The organism is Mucilaginibacter straminoryzae, assembly GCF_022953055.1.
GTDB classification, from domain to species: domain Bacteria; phylum Bacteroidota; class Bacteroidia; order Sphingobacteriales; family Sphingobacteriaceae; genus Mucilaginibacter; species Mucilaginibacter straminoryzae.
In genome coordinates, this window is sequence record NZ_JALJEJ010000003.1 from 546,930 (window position 1) to 570,779 (window position 23,850).

General features: G+C 41.7%; 18 protein-coding genes and 1 tRNA gene. 14 read left to right on the forward strand and 5 right to left on the reverse strand.

Annotation, left to right across the window (positions count from 1 at the left end; all coding sequences use genetic code 11):
• Positions 1-3 precede the first annotated feature (3 nt).
• The 4 genes from MUY27_RS09425 to MUY27_RS09440 form a co-directional block, all read right to left on the reverse strand.
• On the reverse strand, positions 4-972 hold the full coding sequence (locus MUY27_RS09425; protein ID WP_245129755.1) for a FecR family protein: 969 nt from the start codon (positions 970-972) through the stop codon (positions 4-6).
• 193 nt (positions 973-1,165) lie between these two features.
• Positions 1,166-1,744 carry an RNA polymerase sigma factor gene (locus MUY27_RS09430; protein ID WP_245129756.1) on the reverse strand — a complete coding sequence of 193 codons (579 nt, stop codon included), beginning with the start codon at positions 1,742-1,744 and terminating at the stop codon, positions 1,166-1,168.
• Between the two features lie 195 nt (positions 1,745-1,939).
• Positions 1,940-2,782, reverse strand: coding sequence for a hypothetical protein (locus MUY27_RS09435; protein ID WP_245129757.1), 843 nt, complete (start codon positions 2,780-2,782; stop codon positions 1,940-1,942).
• 40 nt (positions 2,783-2,822) lie between these two features.
• Positions 2,823-4,004 carry an acetyl-CoA C-acyltransferase gene (locus MUY27_RS09440; RefSeq protein WP_245129758.1) on the reverse strand — a complete coding sequence of 394 codons (1,182 nt, stop codon included), beginning with the start codon at positions 4,002-4,004 and terminating at the stop codon, positions 2,823-2,825.
• A gap of 246 nt (positions 4,005-4,250) precedes the next feature.
• Here MUY27_RS09440 and rfaE1 point away from each other — a divergent pair, with 246 nt between their 5' ends.
• The 6 genes from rfaE1 to MUY27_RS09470 all read left to right on the forward strand — a co-directional run bounded on the left by rfaE1 (position 4,251) and on the right by MUY27_RS09470 (position 10,070).
• Complete coding sequence (gene rfaE1, locus MUY27_RS09445) at positions 4,251-5,207, forward strand: D-glycero-beta-D-manno-heptose-7-phosphate kinase (protein WP_245129759.1); 957 nt, start codon at positions 4,251-4,253, stop codon at positions 5,205-5,207.
• Position 5,208: 1 nt separating this feature from the next.
• Entirely contained in the window at positions 5,209-5,772 is a 564-nt protein-coding gene (locus MUY27_RS09450; RefSeq protein ID WP_262918301.1) for a D-sedoheptulose 7-phosphate isomerase, read from the forward strand.
• 39 nt (positions 5,773-5,811) lie between these two features.
• Entirely contained in the window at positions 5,812-7,875 is a 2,064-nt protein-coding gene (locus MUY27_RS09455; RefSeq protein ID WP_245129760.1) for an HD family phosphohydrolase, read from the forward strand.
• A gap of 83 nt (positions 7,876-7,958) precedes the next feature.
• Positions 7,959-8,045 (forward strand) — tRNA-Ser (locus MUY27_RS09460).
• A gap of 195 nt (positions 8,046-8,240) precedes the next feature.
• Positions 8,241-9,506, forward strand: a complete 1,266-nt coding sequence (locus MUY27_RS09465; protein WP_245129761.1) for a site-specific integrase — start codon at positions 8,241-8,243, stop codon at positions 9,504-9,506.
• Positions 9,507-9,524: 18 nt separating this feature from the next.
• Positions 9,525-10,070 (forward strand): ORF6N domain-containing protein, encoded by a 546-nt coding sequence (locus tag MUY27_RS09470; protein WP_245129762.1) that lies wholly within the window; start codon positions 9,525-9,527, stop codon positions 10,068-10,070.
• Between the two features lie 185 nt (positions 10,071-10,255).
• On the opposite strand, the gene MUY27_RS09475 is transcribed toward MUY27_RS09470, so the two are convergent.
• Positions 10,256-11,176: a uracil-DNA glycosylase family protein gene (locus MUY27_RS09475; RefSeq protein WP_245129763.1), complete on the reverse strand. Its 921-nt coding sequence runs from the start codon at positions 11,174-11,176 to the stop codon at positions 10,256-10,258.
• Between the two features lie 136 nt (positions 11,177-11,312).
• On the opposite strand from MUY27_RS09475, the gene MUY27_RS09480 reads away from it, so the two are divergent.
• The 8 genes from MUY27_RS09480 (at position 11,313) to MUY27_RS09515 (ending at position 23,475) form a co-directional block, all read left to right on the forward strand.
• Positions 11,313-13,664: a type I restriction-modification system subunit M gene (locus MUY27_RS09480; protein ID WP_245129764.1), complete on the forward strand. Its 2,352-nt coding sequence runs from the start codon at positions 11,313-11,315 to the stop codon at positions 13,662-13,664.
• Positions 13,664-14,959 carry a restriction endonuclease subunit S gene (locus MUY27_RS09485; RefSeq protein ID WP_245129765.1) on the forward strand — a complete coding sequence of 432 codons (1,296 nt, stop codon included), beginning with the start codon at positions 13,664-13,666 and terminating at the stop codon, positions 14,957-14,959. Before MUY27_RS09480 ends, MUY27_RS09485 begins: the two co-directional genes overlap by 1 nt.
• A gap of 21 nt (positions 14,960-14,980) precedes the next feature.
• A complete protein-coding gene (locus tag MUY27_RS09490) occupies positions 14,981-16,360 on the forward strand; it encodes a DUF262 domain-containing protein (protein ID WP_245129766.1) in 1,380 nt (459 codons plus the stop codon).
• A 1-nt stretch (position 16,361) separates the two neighbouring features.
• Entirely contained in the window at positions 16,362-17,510 is a 1,149-nt protein-coding gene (locus tag MUY27_RS09495) for an AAA family ATPase (protein ID WP_245129767.1), read from the forward strand.
• The gene (locus MUY27_RS09500) at positions 17,507-18,235 is read left to right on the forward strand and encodes a hypothetical protein (protein WP_245129768.1); all 729 of its coding nucleotides are present in this window, start codon (positions 17,507-17,509) and stop codon (positions 18,233-18,235) included. Before MUY27_RS09495 ends, MUY27_RS09500 begins: the two co-directional genes overlap by 4 nt.
• A 4-nt stretch (positions 18,236-18,239) precedes the next feature.
• A complete protein-coding gene (locus tag MUY27_RS09505) occupies positions 18,240-21,317 on the forward strand; it encodes a type I restriction endonuclease subunit R (RefSeq protein ID WP_245129769.1) in 3,078 nt (1,025 codons plus the stop codon).
• An 84-nt stretch (positions 21,318-21,401) separates the two neighbouring features.
• Positions 21,402-22,589, forward strand: a complete 1,188-nt coding sequence (locus tag MUY27_RS09510) for a DUF4062 domain-containing protein (RefSeq protein WP_245129770.1) — start codon at positions 21,402-21,404, stop codon at positions 22,587-22,589.
• 28 nt (positions 22,590-22,617) lie between these two features.
• A complete protein-coding gene (locus tag MUY27_RS09515; RefSeq protein ID WP_245129771.1) occupies positions 22,618-23,475 on the forward strand; it encodes a GIY-YIG nuclease family protein in 858 nt (285 codons plus the stop codon).
• The last annotated feature ends 375 nt before the right edge of the window (positions 23,476-23,850 follow it).

Sequence of the window (23,850 nt, forward strand, 5' to 3'; positions counted from 1 at the left end):
ATATCAGAATAGAAGAATAGTGTGTTGGTCTTTATATTTGTAGTGTATTCCGGTGGCGTACTGTAAGCCTTTGAGCAGATTTTCAAGGCCGGTATCTTTCATTTCGCCGCTGAAGCGATGGTATTTTTGAACCGAAAGGGCAGCTTCTACTTTAACATTATACCACCGTTCTATTTTGGTGGCAATGGCATCTATGCTATCGTTATCAAATACCAGGGTTTGCAACGGCAGGCCTGCCGCCTCGCGGGGTGAAACAGACCTGACCATCGCGCTGCCGATATCTGACCATACCAGTTGCTGACCGGCTTTCAGGTATTCTGTTTTGTTGCCTCGGCTTACCCCTACCAAACCGGTAGCTACCTTTACTTCTGTGCTATGGTTAGCGCGCGAGTAAACGTTAAATGAAGTACCTAAAACGGTAACAGTATGGTGGTTAATGGTTCGAATAATGAAGGGGGCTTTTGTTTGGTGCTTTACATCAAAAAAAGCTTCGCCGTTAAGGGTCACCTCTCTTTTGCTTTGGCCAAAATCAGATTGGTATACCAGTTTTGAATTGAGCGCCATGTATACGTGCGTACCATCCGGCAGTATGACCAGTTCCTGGTTATTTCGGGTGGCTACCGTTTGGGCGGCTACCGTCTCTGCACCGGTACCCCTGTGTTGCAGGAACCACAATGTACCCAGTGAAGAAATAAGGATTAAAGTTGCGGCAATGCCGATGAGCCAGTTAGGTCCATTAGATCCACGCTTTGGCGGGGTAACCGAAGGTGTAAAAATCCGGCCAAGCAACCGCAGCCATTCTTCATCGATATCTGTTTGATGCAGCGGCTTGTTCAGCTTTTTCTGACGCTCTTGCAGATAAACAACCACGTAATAGTGCTCGCGCTGTTCGTTAACCCAATTCTTTACCTGCTCCTGCTCTTCAGGGCTGCACGTCCCGTTGACGTAGTTGATTAGTAGCTCCCAGTTCAATTGATCTTCTTTTCCATAAAGAGTATATGGAAGGCGGTTTCCACCAAAAGAAATCGTTAAAGGTTAGTTAAGATTTTGTTAAGAATCAGCAGTAATTATTAAGGAAACTAATATCACCTGCCAGAAAAACTAAAGGACAGTCCGTAATAAAACCGGGAACGGGAAAACGCAGATAGAATTAATGGGACAGAGATTATCCCAGCATCATAAAAACGTTGATCAGCATGAGGCCACCGGCAATGGTTGCCTTATCTAACCCGCTATGGCTGATGGTATGGCTCAACTGCTCAATGGCTTCGCGCATATTGTACTCTACTTTCTTTTCAGAAATTTCAAGTACTTCAGCAATTTCTGCATATTTCAGTCCCAGCAAACGCAGCTCGATCATCTCTTTACGCAAAGGCGGCAGTTTATTAACCAGCTCTTCAACGATCCGGATGGATTGCTTCGCTACAAATTTCTCGAACGGATTGAAAGTATCAGCCGGAATGTCAAAAGCATCATCGGGTAGTTGGGTAAGTGTCTGGCGCGGACTGATGGCTTTCAATGCACCGTGCTTGGCTGCGCGAAACAAATAAGGCTTTAACTCGCGGATCTGCAATTGATCTTTTTGCAGCCAAAGGTTCAGGAAAAGGTCAGATAGTACGTCTTTAGCCAGGTCTTCATCTTTGGTAATGGCCGAAACGTATCGGTAAAGCGGCGTGTAGTTATCTTTGAATATGCCCTCAAAACTCTCCAGGCTCACTATTAAAGGCATATTTGCGGATTCCATATTACCTGCAAAATAACCCCGGCTATGTTTAGGAAATGATAGATAGGTGTTAATTTTGTATTAAGTAAAGAACTTGTTGCAAATGAAACTTTCAAAATAGCCAATAGAAACAAAAGTTATATCAATAAGAAGCAAACATTAGGCCCTATTATTAACAATATGGCAAAAAACACAAGTACCAAAGTGGGACGAAAATCAGGGCTTTTTCTTCGGATCGATATACTGTTCATCCGTTGCAGATGCGGCGTTACGCATATCTACATTTTCTTCAAACTGCCACTTACCATTGCGCAGGCGGTAAGCATCATAAGTGAGGTCAGGCCCGTAGGTATCAGGTTGATCTTTTAAGCGCTTATCAGGCGGGGCAAGATGGTCGAACACGATTAAACGTGAAGTGGGATCATACTTCAGCAACATAGAAGCTTGCCTGGTATACTGAAAAACTACCCGGTTCTTGACTGGTCCTTTATCAATAAATACCGGCGCGCCGAATACCAACTTACCGCTATTGTCAGGAAACGATAAAACCTCTATCACCTTTTTGGTAGATTTAGGCGTATAGCCCTTCCAGCCCAGCAATACATAATACGGATTGGTTTCGCCCACCGGGATCACCTGGTAATACTGCGCGCCATACCATTTCCCGTTGTCGGTAACGGTATCCTGCGGATTCTTCATAAAAGGAGAATAATCGCCCAAAGGATATAGCTTTAAGCCTCCTTTACCGGTATTCATCTGGATAGCGCCATAGAAGCGATAACTACCGTCATCATTCATCACATGCCAGGTAAAAATACGGAACCGTTGATCCGGTGAATTCACCGTGGTAATTGCCTTTACAGAATCGAATTGAAACTGATACGAACCCGGCAATTTCAACGTGCTGATTAACGTACGGATAAAGTTATAGTTCGCGTTTTTACGCTCCAGCTCTTCGGGGTGGTTCACCATTTTTAACCCCAGGTGCTTCAGGCTGTCGCGGTATACCGGGAACTGATCCTGCCTGCTTCCAGGCTGCGCGAACAGCCTAACAGACATCAGGCAAAAAACACAAACTATAACTGTTTTATTCATAAAGCTACTTGCGTAAGTTTTCTATCACGATTGCGCTGGCACCACCGCCGCCATTACAGATACCGGCAACGCCGTATCGCCCACCGTTCTGACGCAATACATTGAGCAAAGTTACCACAATTCTGGCACCTGATGCACCAAGCGGGTGTCCTAATGATACCGCCCCTCCGTTTACATTCACTTTAGCGCTATCTAATTTCAACAATTGGTTATTTGCCAAAGCGACTACAGAAAATGCTTCGTTGATCTCAAAATAATCGATCTGGTCTGCACTTAACCCAGCTTTGTGCAATGCAAGCGGGATGGCTTTAGCAGGGGCAGTGGTAAACCACTCGGGCGCTTGTTGCGCATCTGCATAAGCTACTACTCTTGCCAATGGTTGAATGCCCATCGCTTCGGCACGTTCCTTACTCATCAGCACCAAGGCTGCTGCGCCATCATTTAAAGTAGAAGCATTTGCCGCAGTTACTGTACCTTCTTTTGCAAATACAGGTTTTAGTGAAGGTATCTTATCAAACTTTACGGCAGCAGGCTCTTCATCCTGATCGAACACGGTGATGCTGCCTTTTTTATCTTTAATTTCTACCGGTACAATCTCGTCTTTAAATCGTCCGGCGGCTTGCGCTGCCTGCGAACGTTGGTAGGACTCAATGGCAAAAGCATCCTGCTCTTCCCGGCTGATCTTACATTCAGCAGCGCATAATTCTGCAGCAGAACCCATGTGGTAATCATTATAAACATCCCACAAACCATCTTTCACTAAGCCGTCGGTTATTTGCCCATGCCCCAGCCTGTACCCATTTCGGGCTTTATCCAGGTAGTAAGGCACGTTACTCATACTTTCCATACCACCGGCCACAATAACATCCTGTTCGCCAAGGGCAATACTTTGCGCGGCCAGCATAATACTCTTCATACCGGATGCACACACTTTATTAATGGTGGTAGCAGGCAGGTCGGGTAATCCGGCAAAACGCACAGCTTGTGTAGCCGGGGCCTGACCCAGATTAGCCGACAACACATTCCCCATATAAACTTCCTGTATGTGCTGCGGCTGCAAACCCGATTGCTCAACGGCTGCCTTAATAGCTACTGAGCCGAGTTGCGTTGCAGACAGCGAAGCAAGGCTGCCGCCGAAACTACCAATGGCAGTACGGGTAGCTGATACGATATAAACTTCTTTCATAATAGCGATAACAATTGGTGGGGCAATTTACTGCTTTTTGTATTATCGGCAGGTAAAATCTCCCGCTTCAAAACGAAACGCACAATTTGTCGTTATGATATAATTTTCAGAACTTTTCTATTTTTGATGGCTTATTCGTAATATGATTGAGGGCTTAATTGATTACGTTCTATTGCTGAACAGGCGTTGCGCCTCTTTTTTTGAACATCAAAAGTCCGCTTTAAGCATTAGCTGCACACAAAGGATATGTACACCGACTTATTAAAAAAACTAAACGATATAAAGGTATTGCTAATCGGCGATCTGATGATCGACCATTATGTATGGGGCAAATTTGAACGCATATCACCAGAAGCGCCCGTACCACTTATTGATGTGATCCGCGATGAGGAAATGCTTGGTGGTGCTGGTAACGTATTGAAAAACCTGGCCAGCTTTGGGGTACAGGCAAACATGGTAAGCGTGGTTGGCGACGACCGCTGCGGCGATGAACTTTGCCAGCTATTGCAAGACAGTGGTGCGGATACCACCGGCATTTTCCGACAGCCTGGCCGCATCACTACAAAAAAATCAAGGATACTGGCATCCAATCACCAGATGATCCGCATTGATAGCGAAACCCGTAAGCCGGTCGACAGCCAGTCGGAATACCAGCTGGTCAATTTTGTAGAGCAGCACCTGGGCGACTATCACATCCTGCTGATCTCTGATTATGCCAAGGGTGTACTGACAGAAAACGTATTACGCCGTGTAATAGAACTGGCCAACCAGAAAGGCATTCTGAGTATTGTTGATCCAAAAGGAACGGATTTTTCTAAATACCTCGGCGCTTCGGTCATCAAACCAAATAAGAAAGAAGCAGCTATAGCTACCCGTGTCGATATTACAGACCGCGCCAGCCTGGAGCAGGCTGCTGATAAACTGAAACAATTAATCAACGCTAAAACCGTCATCATTACGCTATCAGAAGAAGGTATGGCGATTTATAATGACCATTTGGAGGTGATCCCTACCAAGGCTAGCGAGGTTTTTGACGTCACCGGCGCTGGTGATACCGTACTGGCTGGTATTGGCATTTGCCTTGCTGCAGGTCTGTCTGTCAAAGAAGCTTGTACCTTTGCAAACCACGCCGCCGCTATTGTGGTAAGTAAAATAGGCAGTGCCGTTACTACGGTGGATGAGGTTTTAGAACGAATGAAATAACATGGAGCAATTTATCTTAACAGAAATAAATGAACACCGGCAGGCATTGGATGCAGTATTAGCCCAGTTAGTGCCCGTGATTGGCGAAGCCGCTAAAAACGTAATTAACGCCGTTAAGAAAGGAAACAAGGTACTGATTTTCGGCAATGGCGGCAGCGCTGCTGATGCCCAGCACATTGCTGCGGAATTTACCGGTCGCTTCGTAAAAGAACGCCGCGGTTTGCCTGCCATCGCCCTTACAACAGATACCTCTGCCATGACGGCCATCAGTAATGACTACGGCTACGCACGCATTTTCGCACGGCAGGTGGAAGCCCTGGCTGTACCCGGCGATGTGGTAATAGGTATATCTACCAGCGGTAACAGTGAAAATGTAATCAAAGGTTTGGAAGCCGGTAAGCAGATCGGATGCTATACCCTTGGGTTAAGCGGCCGTGATGGCGGTGCAATGAATAGCTTGTGTGACTTAAATATCGTCATCCCTGTCAACACCACCGCACGGGTTCAGGAAATGCATATTCTGATCGGCCATATCCTGTGCGCCGCAATTGATAACGAATTTTAAGTAGATTAGCCCTGTTCTTAAGAAAGTAGTGTAACCGCTATGGCAAAACTTTCCGCATCGCGTCAAAAGGCGCTTTTACGTAAATACGCCCGCAATCTGAAGTTCCTGATGATTGTGGCCAGTATTGTCGTGATCGTAGTTACCTTGCCAAAGCAGGCCAAGTTCAGGTACGAGTACGAGAAAGGCCGGATCTGGAACCAGAAAGACCTGATATCGCCCTATAACTTCGCCATCCTGAAAACACCGCAGGAAATTGAGGCCGACCGCCTGGAGGCGCTGAAGACCGTTAAGCCGATCTACCAGTTAAATACGGACATGGGGCAGCAGCAACAAGAAGGCTTTAAAGGCGACTTCGAGATCAAATGGCACGATGCCGGTTTAAACGAGCACTTGAAAGAGCGTTACCTGAAGGCAGGCCTGGAAATGCTGAACAATGTTTATCAGAAGGGCGTACTTACCCTAAATGGAAGATACCGTACCATTACCGAGAACTACAGTATTACCATACTTAACCACAACGTTGCGGCAGAAAAAAACACGGCAGACCTGTTCACAAAAGAGAAAGCCCTCTCCTACTGTGAAGAATACCTTAGCAAAACCAATCTCGACCATGCGTTTCTGATGAACCTGCTGCAAAACCGCATCCAGGATAATCTGCTCTATGACGATAAATTAACCCGCAGGCTTGAAAAAGAAGTGGTAGACGGGCTTTCTATCACCCGGGGTATGGTGCAAAAAGGAGACCCTATTGTAGTAAAGGGCTCCATCATCAATAATGATGTATACCAGAAGCTGGAATCGTATAAAAAAGCCTTTGAAGATAATGCCCGGGTTAATGGTGACCGCCGCTTGGTATTGTTAGGCCAGTTTCTGCTGGTGGCGATTGTAATCACGCTATTGATCGTGTTTCTGTACCTATTCCGGAAAGATATTTATTTCGACAACCGTTTGGTAGGCCTGATCCTGCTGGTCGTAACCGCCATGCTGGCAACGCTTTCATGGGCGATCCGCATCCAGTTACCAAACCTGTATTATATCCCCTACTGTATTGTACCGATCATCATCAGGATATTGTTTGATACCCGCCTGGCCCTGAACATTCACCTGCTGGTGATACTTGTTGCAGGCTTTTTTGTGCCTAACAGTTTTGAATTTGCCTTTTATGAGATCACAGCGGGGATGGTATCCATTTACAGCATCAAGAACCTGATCCGTCGCGAGCAGTTCCTTACCTCGGCGCTGATCATCATCTTCAACTACCTGGTCGCTTTTTTGGGTATTTCTTTCATCAGGGAGGGTACGATCATCAACCTGGACTGGATGGATTTCCTGCCGTTTGTGGTGAGTGTTTTGCTCACTTTGCTGGCCTATCCGCTGATCTATGCTTTCGAACGTGTATTTGGCATTACTTCAGAAATTACGCTGATCGAGCTGACCAATACCAACGCGCCGCTGCTACGCCAGTTGGCCTTTACTGCGCCGGGTACCTTCCAACACTCGCTACAAGTAGCTAACCTGGCAGAGAACGCGATATTCAGTATCGGTGGCAACGCACTATTGGTAAGAGCCGGTGCGCTTTACCACGACATTGGTAAAATGGAGAACCCACTTTATTTTATTGAGAACCAAACATCGGGCTTTAACCCGCATGATAAGCTCTCTTATGAAGAAAGCGCACAAATCATTATCCGCCACGTCAGCACCGGGGCAGACATGGCCCGTAAGAACGATTTGCCAGAGATTGTGATCGATTTTATCCGCACGCACCATGGAAATACCAGGGTAGACTATTTTTATCAGTCTTTCCTGAAAAATTTTCCCGAAAAGATCATCAACGAGAACACGTTTCGTTACCCCGGACCTATCCCCTTTTCAAAAGAACAGGGCGTTCTGATGCTGGCAGACTCGGTAGAAGCGGCCTCACGGGCGTTGAAAGAGCCCGATGAGCAGTCGATCAGTAACCTGGTAGACCGTATTGTGAGCTACAAATTAGATCAGGGCCAACTAAATGACAGCAACATCACGTTGAAAGAACTGCAGACTATCAAGGAGATATTCAAAAAAATGCTAATGAGCATTTACCACGTGCGAATTAATTATTAGAATATCGAAAAATTATTTTGTGCGTTTTGCTGAATTGCTATATTTGCAGACCCAAAAACAAGGGGATATTCTTAAACGAATAAGGTGAGGTGCCTGAGAGGCCGAAAGGATCAGTTTGCTAAACTGACGTACGGGAAACTGTACCGAGGGTTCGAATCCCTCCCTCACCGCAAATAACATGTCAAAGTTTTGGAAAACGCCTCAGATCATACGATCTGGGGCGTTTTTGCTTTATAGCCACCTCATTTCAACGCAATTCATATCAATCGAAGCGAGACCTCTTGCGAGACCTATTCGGCCCTTCGTAAATTAGGTCTCGCTGAACCGCTAAAAAGTTTAATTATTAACCCTTAATCGTTAAGGCGATGATCAGAACAGTTTGTATCAACTTCGCGTTGAAAAAGAGCAAAACACTTAAAGACGGTAAAGCCCCAGTTTATCTCAGGTTGACGGTGGCAGGAGAACGTGTTGAATTTACCACCCGCCGGTATATTAAACCGGAACGCTGGAATGCAGACCAGCAGAAGATGACTGGCACAAATGAAGAAGCGCGTGTCTTTAACCATTACCTCAAAACCCTTGAACAGCAGGTTTATGATGAGCACAGAAAAATGATGAATGCAAATGCCAATATCTGTGTGGAAGATCTCAAAAACAGATTGCTTGGCAAGGAGCAAAAGGAAAGGCAAAAGATGCTGATCCCCATCTTCAAGGAACACAATAAGCGTCTGCAGATGCTAATCGGAAAAGAATATTCACAGGGGACATTGACCATCTTTGAAACTACTTTCAGGCATGTGACTGAATTTATTCATTGGCAATACCGGAAAGCTGATATAGACATCAAAGCGGTCGATCACGAGTTTATCACATCCTTTGATTTCTATTTACGGTCAGAATGCAATTGCGCTAATAATACGACGGTCAAATATGTCAAGAACTTTAAGAAGATCATCAGGCTATGTATAGCGAATGGCTGGCTGGACAAAGATCCGTTCGTTAATTACAAGCCGAAAGTAAAAGAGGTCGTTAGAGATTTTTTGACCAAAGACGAAATTCAAGCTATGGCCGATGCTAAGCTGGTCACCAATCGGGTCAGACAAGTCAGGGACATATTCCTATTCAGTTGTTTCACCGGATTAGCTTATGCTGATGTCAAGAAACTTAAAAGGTCTGAGATCATCAAAGGTATTGATGGGCAACAATGGATCTTTACTTCACGTCAAAAAACAGAGACCACATCCCGTATCCCCTTATTACCTACCGCATTGAAGATATTGGAAAAGTATGAGGATAATCCAGAATGCTTACACAACGATAAAGCATTGCCTGTACTGTCCAATCAAAAGATGAACAGCTATTTAAAAGAGATTGCCGATGCGGTCGGCATTAACAAGGAATTGACCTTTCATATTGCCCGGCACACTTTTGCTACAGTAGTCACCCTGTCAAACGGCGTATCTATAGAAAGTGTTTCCAAAATGCTTGGTCACCGTAATATTCGCACTACCCAACATTACGCCAAAATCTTAGATGCTAAGGTAAGCGAAGATATGGCTGTTCTGAAAGAGAAGCTAACAGTCACTGAAAATAAATTGTCAAAAATCGAAAACGGTTATCACACTTTGTGATAACCTTAACTGCACATCATGCAAAAAGAAGTATTCATAACAGACGAAATTATCTCAAGCAAGATCTATATCGTCAGAGGTCAAAAAGTGATGTTAGATCAGGATCTCGCAGAACTGTACCAAGTAGAGACCAAGCACCTTAAGCGCCAGGTAAGAAGGAATATTGAGCGGTTCCCAGGCGACGATTTTATGTTCGAATTAACCCCTGAAGAGTATCAGATTTCAAGGAGCCAAATTGGCACCTTGAAACAAGGGCAAAATTTCAAGTATGCGCCTATGGCTTTTACTGAGCTAGGCATAAGTATGCTTTCAAGTGTGTTAAATAGCCCTGCGGCAATACAGGTTAACATCCGTATCATGCGAATTTTTGTGCATGTCAGACAAATTTTGACTGACACAACCGAGATACGACTAGAAATAGAAAAAATCAGAAATGAACTATTTAATCATGGCAAAAACATGGAGATCGTTTTCGCTTATTTGGACGAGTTATCAAATAAAATCGATTCTCAACAATCTGCTAATAATAATAGAAAGAGGATCGGTTACAAACCAGATGAATAAATGCTATGTAAATAAACTTCATTAAGTTTCAAAAACGAGGGGCTACATGTGATTAGGGCTAGGCAAACACACTTACCCATTGCATCGCTTAAACAACCGGCAGCAGCAAGCATGAAAATTAGGAAAGGATTCTGATGTGCAAAGTTAGCGGGCAATATTGATAACTTTAACAAGAAATGAATCAATCAAAGCTTAGGTTGCAAGCTGCTAAAGAACCCCTTATTTCTATCCACGATAGCCGCCCTCCAACAATCTTCAAAAAAGCTTTTTCTGAGATTTGTAAGGTCATTACTCTGCCTTATAGACCGCTGCGATTGCTTCAGTTTAACCAATTCGTTGTACAATTTAGGATTCTTACTTCTCACATAATCCTGCAATACCTTCAATGGACGCTTATCTCCCCAACTTAGGCCCCTAAAACCCTCGCCTGCGGGTGATGGCAGGAAAAATGCGTCATACATCTTATTATCAATTCTTATCGTCTGAGCAAATAATCTGGTACCCGCCTTGTATTCGTTCACTATTTGAATCTTATTTTTAAAGATCTCTTTTTGAAATAAACCAAAGGGCGTTATTCCTGAAACTCCGGTATTCGTAAAAAATAAGTTCTTTATGCCTGGATATTGACTTAAGATATCCTTAATTCCGTTATTATATTGAAACCCTTTAAGTGTTTCAAGAGGCGCTCCTTTACAGTTCAAAAGACTTTGGTCCAGTGGACATTTGCCGTTTTTAGTCGTATTGTTATAACGGTTAGTACATTTTATAACATCAGTAATCAATAACCCCCTGCTTGTTAGTAGATTGATTGCCCGCAGCGTTCCGTCTTTAGCATTTGGCGTTTTTAAAGGATTATCATCGTCATCAACTCTCAGTATAGTAGTTAACGTTTCCCAAAAGCTATTTTCACTGCTGCCATAGAAAAACTGCATCCTGGCACCATTACCAAATCGGTGTGTTTGCCCATCGTGAGACATGGTGATATCATAAATTGGAAAAGTGCCAATGATCAGGCCGGTGAATTCTGACTTTGGTCTTTGGAGAGTTAACGGCAATGTTTGATGATAGTCTAAATAAGGATGTTTCTCCAGTTCGTTTAGGGGCATGAGTGTTGAGGTTGAGAAGCTAATATTAGTAAAACTTCATCAAATATTAAATACGCTGACAAAATGCTATTTGATAGTATACCAGAATACCTTATTTTGTCCCTATTAATTGAAACTATTTTCTAAACCTTAAGACATGAATACTTCTGTCCATAATAAACTCGTATCTTTTATTTGGAGTATTGCAGACGACTGTTTGCGAGACGTTTACGTCCGCGGGAAGTATCGAGATGTAATTTTGCCAATGGTGGTGCTGCGGCGACTGGATGCTTTGCTCGAACCAACCAAAGCAGCTGTGATGGAAGAATTAGCGTTCCAGAGAGACGAGGCTGGTTTTACCGAGTGGGACGACAGCGGGCTGCGCGAAGCGTCTGGTTTTGTGTTTTACAATACCAGTGAGTGGACGTTACAACGTTTAAAGGATACAGCGACCAATAATCAACAAATTTTAGAAGGCAACTTTTCCGATTATCTAAATGGCTTTAGTGCTAACGTAAAGGAGATCATCGAAAAATTTAACCTTAAACGCCAGGTAACCCACATGGCGCAAAAGGACGTATTGCTTAACGTTCTTGAAAAATTTACTTCCCCAAATATTAACCTTACGCCTTTTGAAAAGCCCGATCCCGACGGTCGTAAGCTACCTGCTCTGACAAACCTTGGAATGGGCTACGTATTTGAGGAATTGATCCGCCGGTTTAATGAGGAGAACAACGAAGAGGCCGGTGAGCACTTCACCCCGAGGGAAGTAATTGACCTGATGACCCATCTTGTCTTTGAACCTATTAAGGATAACCTGCCTCCGGTTATGACTATCTATGACCCTGCCTGTGGATCGGGAGGTATGCTCACCGAATCGCAGAACTTTATCAAGGATGAGGAGGGTGAGATCAGGGCGAAAGGAGACGTGCATTTGTACGGTAAGGAGATCAACGACGAGACGTATGCGATCTGTAAGTCGGACATGATGATCAAGGGGAATAACCCCGAGAATATTCGTGTCGGTTCTACTTTAAGTACGGATGAGTTTGCCGGTATGCACTTCAATTTCATGCTATCCAATCCGCCTTATGGTAAATCATGGGCAAGCGAACTGAAGTATATTAAGGATGGCAAGGAAATTATTGATCCTCGTTTCCAGGTAAAACTCAAGGATTACTGGAGTAATGAGGAGAACGTTGATGCGACGCCCCGTTCGTCGGACGGGCAGCTGCTGTTCCTGATGGAGATGGTGAACAAAATGAAACCATTGGACCAAAACCCTACCGGCTCGCGCGTTGCTTCGGTTCATAACGGCTCGAGCCTTTTTACCGGTGACGCAGGCAGCGGCGAAAGCAATATCCGCAGATATATTATTGAGAACGACTGGCTGGAAGCAATTATCCAAATGCCCAACAACTTGTTTTACAATACGGGGATTACCACTTACATCTGGTTGTTAAGTAACAACAAAGCTGAGCATAGAAAAGGCAAAGTACAACTGATTGACGCGGGACAGCGCTATCGTAAGCTGCGGAAAAACCTGGGTAATAAGAACTGCGAGTTTGCTCCTGAACATATCCGCGAAATAGTAAATGTGTATGAGGGTATGCAAGAGGTGGAGCGCGAGGGCGAAGATGGCATTGCGGCTAAAGTATTTAACAATGCTGACTTTGGTTACTACAAGGTAACGATAGAACGACCTAAACGCCTCAAAGCTCAATTTACAAATGAACGCATCGAAGAACTACGCCTTGATAAAACACTACGGGAACCTATGCAATGGGCGTACGAGGAGTTTGGCGAAGACGTTTATACCAACCTGCCTGCACATGAAAAGGCGATATTAGACTGGTGCGAAAAAAATGAATTGAGTTTGAATACCAAGCAAAGTAAAACTTTAGTGGCTCCTGCAACCTGGCAAAAGGGATTAGACTTAATTGCCGTTGCCAAACAATTAATGGAACAGGTTGGCGGCGAAGTTTTTAACGACTTTAATGTTTTTGGAGCTAAGGTTGATGCTGTACTTAAAGCCGAAAAAATAAAATTAAGTGCTTCTGAAAAGAACGCGATATTAAATGCGGTTAGCTGGTATAATGCAGAAGCCGAAAAAGTGGTAAAAGGCACAGTAAAGCTACAAGGCCAAAAGCTGGAAGCGTTATTGGATCGATTAGGCTGCGAAGAACAACACTTACCCGATTACGGCTATTACCCAACTGAACACAAAGGCGAATACCTGCAGTATGAGACAGAGGGCGATTTAAGAGATACCGAGAATGTGCCTTTAAATGAAAGCATACATGAGTACTTTTTACGCGAAGTGAAGCCGCATGTGGATGAAAGTTGGATAAATATGGATGCTACCAAAATAGGCTACGAGATAAGCTTTAACAAATACTTTTACCAGCACAAGCCATTACGCAGCCTGGAAGAGGTAACAGCTGACATTCTTCAGTTGGAAGCAGAGAGTGAAGGTTTGATCCACGAAATTTTAAACCTGATGCAATAATGGAAGCGGTGGTGGATAAAAAGGCTGACTTAATGAGTAAGTATGAAGCTTATAAAGATAGCGGCGTACCGTGGTTGGGAGAACTTCCGCAACACTGGGGTTTTTTAGCAAATAAGTTCATCTTTCGGCTAAGGAAAAATCTGGTAGGAAAGCGGTCAAAAGAATATACGCTACTTTCCTTGACTTTAAATGGGATTATTATACGTGACATGGAAAATCCGCAAGGCAAATTCCCAGCTGAATTTGATACTTATCAAGAAGTCAAAGAGGGTGATTTTGTGTTTTGTCTATTTGATGTTGAAGAAACACCTCGTACTGTAGGATTATCAAATTTCGAGGGAATGATAACAGGTGCTTATACTGTGATGGAGGTAAGTCCCACATATAACAAAAAGTATTTATTTTATTTCTACTTAAATCTTGATGCTCACAAAAAGCTCAAGCCACTTTATACCGGCCTGAGAAATACAATATCCAAAGAAAACTTTTTTTCCTTTAAAACTTTTTGCCCTCCTCTTTCAGAGCAAACCGCTATTGCCAATTTTCTAGATCAAAAGATCGAGCAGATCGACAAAGCCATAGCGCAAAAGGAAAGGCAAATGGAGCTTTTAAAAGAACGGCAACAGATATTAATACATAAAGCAGTAACGCGGGGATTAGATCGGAATGTAAAATTAAAGGATAGTGGCGTTGAGTGGATTGGGGAAATACCCGAGCATTGGGAGGTAAAGTTCAATAGACGGTTGTTTCGAGAAAACAGCAGAAAAATTACCAACAGTTACGAGCTACCATTGTCTTTGTCACAAGTAGATGGGGTAATTCCATCGGAGGAGATGAGAGAACGGTCGCTTAGTCCGTCCCATCGTAACAATTTTAAATTGTGTTTACCGGGAGACCTTATTGTAAATCGATTTAAGGGACATTTAGGAGTATTTTTTGAATCTTCCTATCGAGGTATCGTAACTTTCCATTATGGAGTATTTGAGCCTTTAAAAGAGGTTAATTCAAAGTACTTTGAAATATTGTTTCATACGGAAAATTATAAAACTATATATGCTGGTGCTTCAAACGGCATGACTGTAGGTCTGCAAAACCTCTCTAACCAGAATTTTTACAACGTTAAATCAATTGTCCCGCCTTTGTTAGAGCAAAAGGAAATAATTAGTTATTACGAGGGTTTGCAGTTGGAATATAATAAATCTATAAGTGTAGAACAAAAGACAATCGAAAAGCTAAAAGAATACAAAGCCACTTTAATTAATAGTGCGGTAACGGGTAAAATAAGAGTAGGATAAATTTTGTAGTTTTAAACAAGTATGGCAGCAATTATAGAGTTAGCAGTTAATGGAAACGATACGCTTCTATTAGTACCTGTTAGAAATGATGAAGAAGGGAATAACAATATCTTCAGTTTAATAGATGAACACAAGAAAAGCTGGATGGAATTACAACTTAGTGATAGAACATTAAAAGTAATTTCCTCCAACCCCAATATAACAGAAGATAACGAGACTTTGTACATAAAACTAGATAAGCTTGTTCTTGATATTATCGAGGCAGAACAATCAGGCACCGAGAATTCAGACACCAGTATTACTGAAGAAGCTAATCCTTACGATCCTGACCTCATAAAGGTAAACTCAAAGCAATTTAGCGTCAAGTTAATCGACGAAATGATTAACAATAAAGACATCGATTTGAATCCGGATTTTCAAAGAAATTATGTGTGGACGAGCCTTCAAAAATCGAGATTGATTGAATCCATTTTATTACGCATTCCATTACCAATGTTTTATTTCGCAGAAGAAAGAGATGGCCTAATATCAGTCGTAGACGGGTTGCAAAGATTAACGACGATTAAGGAATTTATGGACAATAAGTTCCCTTTAAAAAATCTTGAATATTTGAAAGATACCTGTGAGGGCAGGTATTATACAGATCACAACGGCAAAAAAGGGATTGACCCAAAATACTTTAGATGGTTTAACATGACTCAATTTTCCGTTAACGTCATTGATCCTTCTTCACCAGCTAAAGTAAAGTATGACATATTCAGAAGAATAAATACTGGCGGAAAGCCATTGAATAATCAGGAAATAAGAAATTGCCTTGCTAGTAAAGCCCTACGTACTATACTTAAACAAATGGCTGAATTAGAAGAATTCAAAACAGCCACTGATAGAAGTATTAAACCGACGAGAATGGACGATCAAGAGATCGCCTTGAGGTTTATTTTATTTTTAAGACTTGTACAATCCAATAAAACCATAGACAATTATAATGGCTATATGGACTCATCTCTTGATGAACTTACCGATGAATTATCTAAGCATAGCACGAGCGAATTAGAGCATTTTGTAAGTTCCTTTTCTAATGCTATGAAAAACGCTGAATATTTATTTGGTAGTAGGTTCGCATTTAGAAAAGTGACTCCAGTCGACCTTGTACCGGGGGCTTATAAGCAACTTATCAACAAGGCTTTGTTTGTTTGCTGGTCGGTTCTATTGTCGCAATACGACTATGAGAAGGTGAAACAATTAAATGAAAAAAATGCATTACTTCAACCGCTCGCAGAAAGCATAAAAGATGACCGCAATTTTTGGATGTATCTGTCATACGGAACCAATTCTAAAGCGAACCTTGTCTACGCTTTTAAACAATGTAACAAATTATTAAAGCAACATTTAAATAACTGATATGGACTATCTAAGGATAGAAAACTTTAAATGCTTTTATAATATAGAAGTTGGCTTTAATAGGTTAACAGTTTTAGCTGGTGCAAATGGGAATGGAAAAAGTACGACCATACAAGCTTTATTGTTTTTAAGACGCACAATTGAGCATTGTGCGCAATGGGATAACGCCGAAGGATTTGATTCCGGGTTTTATTCAATCACTAAACCCAACGGTCTGAATGTTGAACTAAATGGCTCATATTGCTTGGCTTTAGGTAATAGCAACTATATTTTACCGCGCAATTATAAAAAGGATACAATTGAGTTGGGCATCACAAACGGCGTAGGAACTTTTAAAATCGTTTACGATTCCAATGATGGTGAACTTTGGTTGACACCAATTGCGGTAGTTGGCGAATCTGACAAGTCGGGCTTATTCATGCAGGAATTCTATTATCTAAATGCAGAAAGAATGGGACCAAGGATAAGTCAGGCCATAAAATTTTATGACTATCCTAATGCCGGATTTCAGGGTGAATATGTTGCTCAATTACTGGGAGACACAAATTTTAATTATAATTTCAGAGTGGATGAAAAAAGGAAGCATAGTAAAGCTCCAAGCCCTTACCTGGAACAACAAGTCAATGCATGGTTAAATGAGATAATGCCTGGTGTAAAAGTATCTGCGAGTTATAGCACGGAAACTCATTCTGCACAGGTCAGAGTAGATAACTATTTCACAAAAGGGGAACCCACCATAGCCACAAACATTGGCTTCGGTATAAGTTATGTATTGCCAATTCTAGTAACTGGTTTAATAGCCAAATCAGGCAGTTATATGGTAGTTGAGAACCCGGAAGCACACTTACACCCATCCGCGCAGTCAAAGATCGGGCGTTTCTTAGCACATATAGCACAATCTGGGGTTAATGTAATTGTAGAAACGCATAGTGACCATATAATTAACGGCGTTCAAATTTCAGCGGCAAAAGCGGAAATAAAACCCGAATTAGTCACAATAAATTTCTTTTCACAAAAAGAAGGCGAACCTCAACCTGATGTAGAACCAATTTCAATTAACAAATTAGGGGAGCTATCCAAATGGCCTACTGGTTTTTTTGACCAAAGCCAAATAGATTTTGCTGAGCTATTCAAAATAAGAAAGGGATGAACAATTTTTTTTTGGTGAATGAAGCTATCAGCATTGACGATTATACTGAATTTGCATTAGGTATGTCGGAATTGATCGCCATAAAAAGACATAAAGAAGATGTTTTCAGCAAACATAGTTCGATTTATTATCTAGATCAATATGCTAGATTGTTTTCAAGCTATGGTCAACTCGAACAAAGCATTATAACTTTTATTGAGCAATTATCTCCTATTGAAGAATATATTGACAATGATGATATTGCAATTGAACATTATCCCAATGACAATAATGCGTTTTTAGGCATTAACTTTAATGGCTGCAACATTTCAGAAGATAATCAAATTTTGGATAACAATTCATATCAACGATATAAATTTAGATTGCTATCTCTATTCGAAAAATTGTTAGCGAACTTAGGAATTTGCAGCTATCCAGCCAGTTTTAAAAGGGACTTTTTGAGCTTAGACATCTCTGTGCAACAATCAATAATTGATGACTTTATAAAAGCGAAAAAACGCGGACTAGCGACGCCGTATTATCCTGATACAAAAATTATAGCCGATGTAACACCTGAAAATAACCAATGTAAGGTTTACGAATTGAGAGTTTACCGACCGGTGGCACTTAGAGTCTATTTTAATGAAAGTTCCGAAAAAATTTGCCTTGCATCAATTGAACAAAAATCAAACCCAAATCAGACATCAGATATAAGAGCGGCACATAAAATATTAAGCACCTTATAAACCTATGCCAAGTCAAACCAACGAGCAAGCCTTAGAAGCTGCAATTGAAAAGCGGCTTACCGGCTCTTGTACTGAAGAATTAAAAGCAGCTGCTACTAATGCGGTAGCAGAGCCGTTAGGTGCATATAAGTCTGGTAATGGCTACTACATTGGTCAGCCTCACGATTTTGATGCCCGTTTCGCTATTGATAAGGAGCGTTTCTGGAGTTTTTTAGAGAATACACAAAAAGACGAACTTGCTAAACTCCAAAAGCAAAGCGACTGGAAACTGAAAATTTTGGAACGGCTTGACCGTATGATCAAAAAATATGGTATCATCCGTTTGTTCAGGAAGGGCTTGGAGGTCGACGACGCACATTTCGTACTCCTGTACCCGCTACCATTGGCCAGCAGCAGCAAAACGATCCGAGATAATTTTGAGGCCAACGAGTTCAGCGTTACACGGCAGGTGCGCTATTCATTAAGCAACCCAAACGAAGAGATAGATATGGTGCTGTTCGTTAACGGATTGCCTTTTGCTACTATGGAACTCAAAAACCATTGGACAGGGCAAAACGCAAAAGTACACGGACAAAACCAGTACAAGTACAAGCGTGATATTACCCAGCCGTTGTTAAACTTTGGCCGTTGTATCGTTCACTTTGCTGTTGACACGGACGAAGTTTACATGACGACCAAGCTAAATGGTGCCGGAACGTTCTTCTTACCTTTCAACCTCGGCCATAACTTTGGCAAAGGAAATCCCCCAAACCCCTTCGGCCATAAAACGGCTTACCTGTGGGATGAAGTACTGACGCGTCATAGTGTTGCGAATATTATTCAGCACTTCGTGCGTATGGACGGCAAAGAGACCGACCCAATTGGTAAGAAGAATCTTTATTTTCCGCGCTACCACCAAATGGACGTTGTACGGCGGTTAATTAAAGATGCGTCGGTAAAGGGTGTAGGTCAAACCTATCTTATTCAGCATTCAGCAGGTTCGGGAAAATCCAACTCCATAACCTGGGCCGCTTACCAATTGATTGAAACCTATCCTGATAGCGAAACTACTCCTGGTGGAAGAGGTTTGTCTCAGCCTCTGTTTGACTCCGTCATTGTAGTAACAGACCGTCGCCTTCTCGACAAGCAGATCAGGGAGAACATTAAGGATTTTTCGGAAGTTAAAAACATAGTAGCTCCAGCCTATTCTTCAAAGGAACTCAAAGAAAATTTAGAAGGTGGTAAGCGTATCATCATTACAACTATTCAAAAATTCCCTGTCATTGTTGAAGGCATCGCCGATTTATCTAATAAACGTTTTGCCGTTATCATAGACGAAGCACACAGTAGCCAAAGTGGTTCTGCTGCAGACAATCTGAACAGAGCCATGAGCGGAAATGTTGAGGAGGAAGACGAGGACCCGCAGGATAAAATACTTGCAGCAATGCGTGGTAGAAAGATGGCAGGAAATGCTTCCTACTTCGCCTTTACAGCTACCCCTAAAAATGCTACCCTTGAAAAGTTCGGCATTAAGGGAGAGGACGGAAAATATCGACCTTTCGACCTCTATAGCATGAAACAGGCCATAGAGGAAGGCTTTATCCTTGATGTACTTGCTAATTATACCACTTACAAAAGCTACTACGAGATAGAGAAATCCATTGAGGACAATCCTTTGTTTGATACCGTTAAAGCTCAGAAAAAGCTACGTGTATTTGTAGAAAGGCATGCCCAAACCATTGCTATAAAAGCTGAGATAATGTTAGACCACTTTATTAAGAAGGTGGTTAATGCTAAAAAGCTTAAAGGCAAGGCTAAAGCGATGGTGGTGACGCAAAGCATCGAATCAGCGATCAGGTATTATTTTGTGGTGAGGGATTTATTAAAACAGCGGGGAAGTCCGTTCAGAATAGCAATTGCGTTTTCAGGAAAGATGGTAGTAGATGGCGTTGAGTATACTGAAGATACATTAAATGTTTTTCCTCAAGAGTTAGATACCACTAAGCCAACTGATCCTGGTTATATCAGTGATAAGATTGCTCGTTACTTCGATATGGATGAGTATCGGATATTAGTAGTAGCAAATAAATACCTGACTGGGTTTGATCAGCCAAAGCTAACGGCAATGTACGTTGATAAAAAGTTGCAGGGAGTATTGGCAGTTCAAGCCCTTTCGAGATTAAACCGGGCAGCCGATAGGTTAGGAAAAAGAACTGAAGACCTTTTTGTACTTGACTTTTTTAACTCCACTGATGAGATCAAAGCATCCTTTGATCCTTTTTACACCTCAACCACCCTGAGCAAGGCAACCGATGTAAACGTTCTGCACGAATTGAAGGGCAGCCTGGATGAGGTGGGAGTTTACGAGTGGAGCGAGGTGGAGGAATTTGTAGAGAAGTACTTTGATAAGGTTAATGCTCAACAGTTAAGTCCTATAATTGATATTCCGGCAGACCGTTTTAATCAAGGGTTAGAATTGGAAGATGATGCTAAGGCCGACTTTAAAATCAAGGCGAAGCAATTTGTTAAGATCTATGGACAGGTGGCCGCAATATTGCCCTTCGAGGTTATAGCTTGGGAGAAATTGTTCTGGTTTTTGAAGTTCCTTATACCAAAGCTTCTTATTACTGATCCGGGCCGAGACGAACTTGATGAATTGTTGGATTCTGTGGATCTAAGTTCTTACGGCTTGGAACGCGTTAAATTAAATGCTTCCATAGGTTTGGATCAATCTGAAACCCAACTGGAACCGCAAAACCCAAATCCTCGAGGTGCTCACGGAAGCGACCAAGAAGAAGACCCACTTGAATTAATCATCAGAAGCTTTAACGAACGGTTCTTTCAAGGTTGGGAGGTAACACCAGAAGAGCAACGAGTTAAATTCGTTAGCCTCGCAAACAAAATTCGCCTGCATCCCGACTTTAAGGAGAAGTATGCTGAGAACTTAGATTTACAAAATCGAGAAATCGCATTCAAAAAGATCTTTGATGAAGTAATGGCGAGGCAAAGGAAAGATGAATTAGACCTTTACAAGCTTATTTCAAAGGATGACGCGTTTAAGATTGCTATGCAGGAGACAATAAAGCGGGTGTTGGCGGTGTAAACGCACACTACTATAATTGTTAGTATTTTTTCACGAATCAGCAACTACTAAAAAATTAAAAAACCTAAACTTATACAAGACTTTATGGCTTCATTAAGAATTTTTGTTTCATCCACGTGCTATGATCTAGCTCCAATAAGAGGGCAAATTAGATCATTTATATCTTCAATGGGATACGAACCAATAATGAGTGATTATAATGATATATTATATGATCCACGTATTCATACGCATACATCTTGTATTGAAGAAATCGCTACCTGCGACTTAATTCTTTTAATTGTTGGATCGAGATTTGGGGGCAGGGCTATCCCAGAGGCTATTTCCAAAATTGATTTTGATGCTTTAATTGATAAATCGAAAAGTGTAGATCATTTAAAAAAGAAAGATAACATTTCAGTAACGCAATTGGAAGTTTTAAAAGCGGTGGAGATCGAAATTCCAATATTCACCTTTATCGATAACAGACTTTGGAATGACCATGAGCTTTATGAAAAAAATAAAAGTAAGACAATTTTAAAAGACATAGAGTTTCCATCAATTGATAAACCGGAAACAGCAGAGTTTATATTTGAATTCATCAACTTTTTACGCCACCGTACTCGTGGTAATAGCATTAATACTTTCGGAAAGTTCGAGGATATAGAGCAAGCTTTAAAAAAACAGTGGGCCGGATTATTTCAAAGATTGTTAAATGAAACGCGTAATAAGCAGCTAGAAACAAAGCGTATAGATATACTAACTAATCAATTTGAAGACCTAAAAACAGCTATTTTAACCAGTATCGGCAATACTAATGAGCGTGAAGTGGCTCGTAGCGTTGTGAGATTTAGACGGTTAATTGATATTCTTCGAAGCTTTAAGCTATCTAGTTATTCACAAATTTTGAACGGAAATATAACTTGGGAAACCTTTTTAAGAGAGATAGTCGGAGTGAAAGATATTATTAACGCAGAGCCTTTTAACACCTCGGGGGGCCAAGTAATGAGACTTAGAACTTTCCTTATTAAAAGTGACAATACCTTCTATGAATCTAGGTTTAATCCTGATTATATCATTAATGAGTTGGGGCCTGAATTTGACGCATTTACAATGCTATCAACTGAAGTGAAGCATATAGTTTTTGACGCTTTGAATGAAATGAGGGGTCAAATGATGCCGATGATAAGATATGTAAATCAAGATTATAGAGAATATTTAGAAAGAAATTCTAAAGAAAGAAGAACTACAACACCGTTGTTTGAGAATGAAGATACGCCAACTGAAAATTAAATAAGAGAAAATCTAAATTAACTTTATCATGTCATTTGGTAAAACTATACGGCTATTCCTGGTCGAAGGTTCTCCTAACGGAATGATCACAGCGGAACTTTCTAATTGGACTGGAAAAGCATTTAAGATTCCTCGAATCAAAGTTAAAGACTATTTACGCCGAGATGAACTCCACAAGGCCGGTGTATATATACTATTTGGTAAAAACGAGAACAATGAAGATGCAGCTTATATCGGCGAAGGAGAGCCTGTAATCGACAGAATAAAGAGTCATGATATCAAAAAGGATTTTTGGAATGAAGTGATATTATTTGTTAGCAAGGATGACTATTTAAATAAAGCAAGTATAAAGTATTTGGAAAATCGGCTCCATAATATCGGGCAATCTTCCAGACGGTATGATGTTTCGACTCAAAATACACCTACGAAGTCTTCGGTATCAGAAGCCGAGAAAGCCGAGTTAGAAGAGTTCTTAGCAAATATAAAGCTCTTAACTGCTACGCTGGGCCATAGAATGTTTGAAGAGATAACGGAAACTGTCAGCACTACTGATAATCAAGACGCTATTTTCTATTGCAAGAATGCTTCTGGTGTTACAGCAAAGGGAAGTCCCTCGACAGAAGGATTTATTGTCTTTAATAATTCCCAATTCGTCATAGATTACCAATCATCATTGCCAGAAAGCATTAGAAATGAACGTACAAAGATGCTACAAGATGGAATTTTGATTGAGTCGGAGGAATACCTTAAGCTAACCCGCGATTACTCGTTCAGTTCACCGTCCCGAGCCGCTGCAATGATACTAGGACGTTCGGCAAGAGGACCCGTCGAATGGAAAACGGAGCGAGGTTTGCAACTTAATCAATACGAAGTTTCAGGTTCCTAAGTACGAACCGGGTCATATCACCGCTTAAACAACCGAAACTTAAAGCAGGGAAACTGTCAAGGGTAGCAGCGAAAGCTGCTATTTACTACAACCTTGACAGTTTTCCTGCGTCGTTAACTTTGTGGTAGCGGTGCTATGACTGGTAAATGTAATTGAAGCAGTCATCAGGCCGGTATGAGGAACGAATACGGGCCTGCCATAGCGGCGAGAGGGGCTGCGGAATGGAATGCAGCAACCGGTCGCAGCCGCAGGTGTAATAGCCACAACTTGATCTGACAGTTGGTAGGTTTTAAAAGTTGTCAGATGGGTTCTGTGAATATAGCTTATTTTGTGCAAACCCGGCTGACGCAGCTTTTATCTCATCACTTTGTGGGG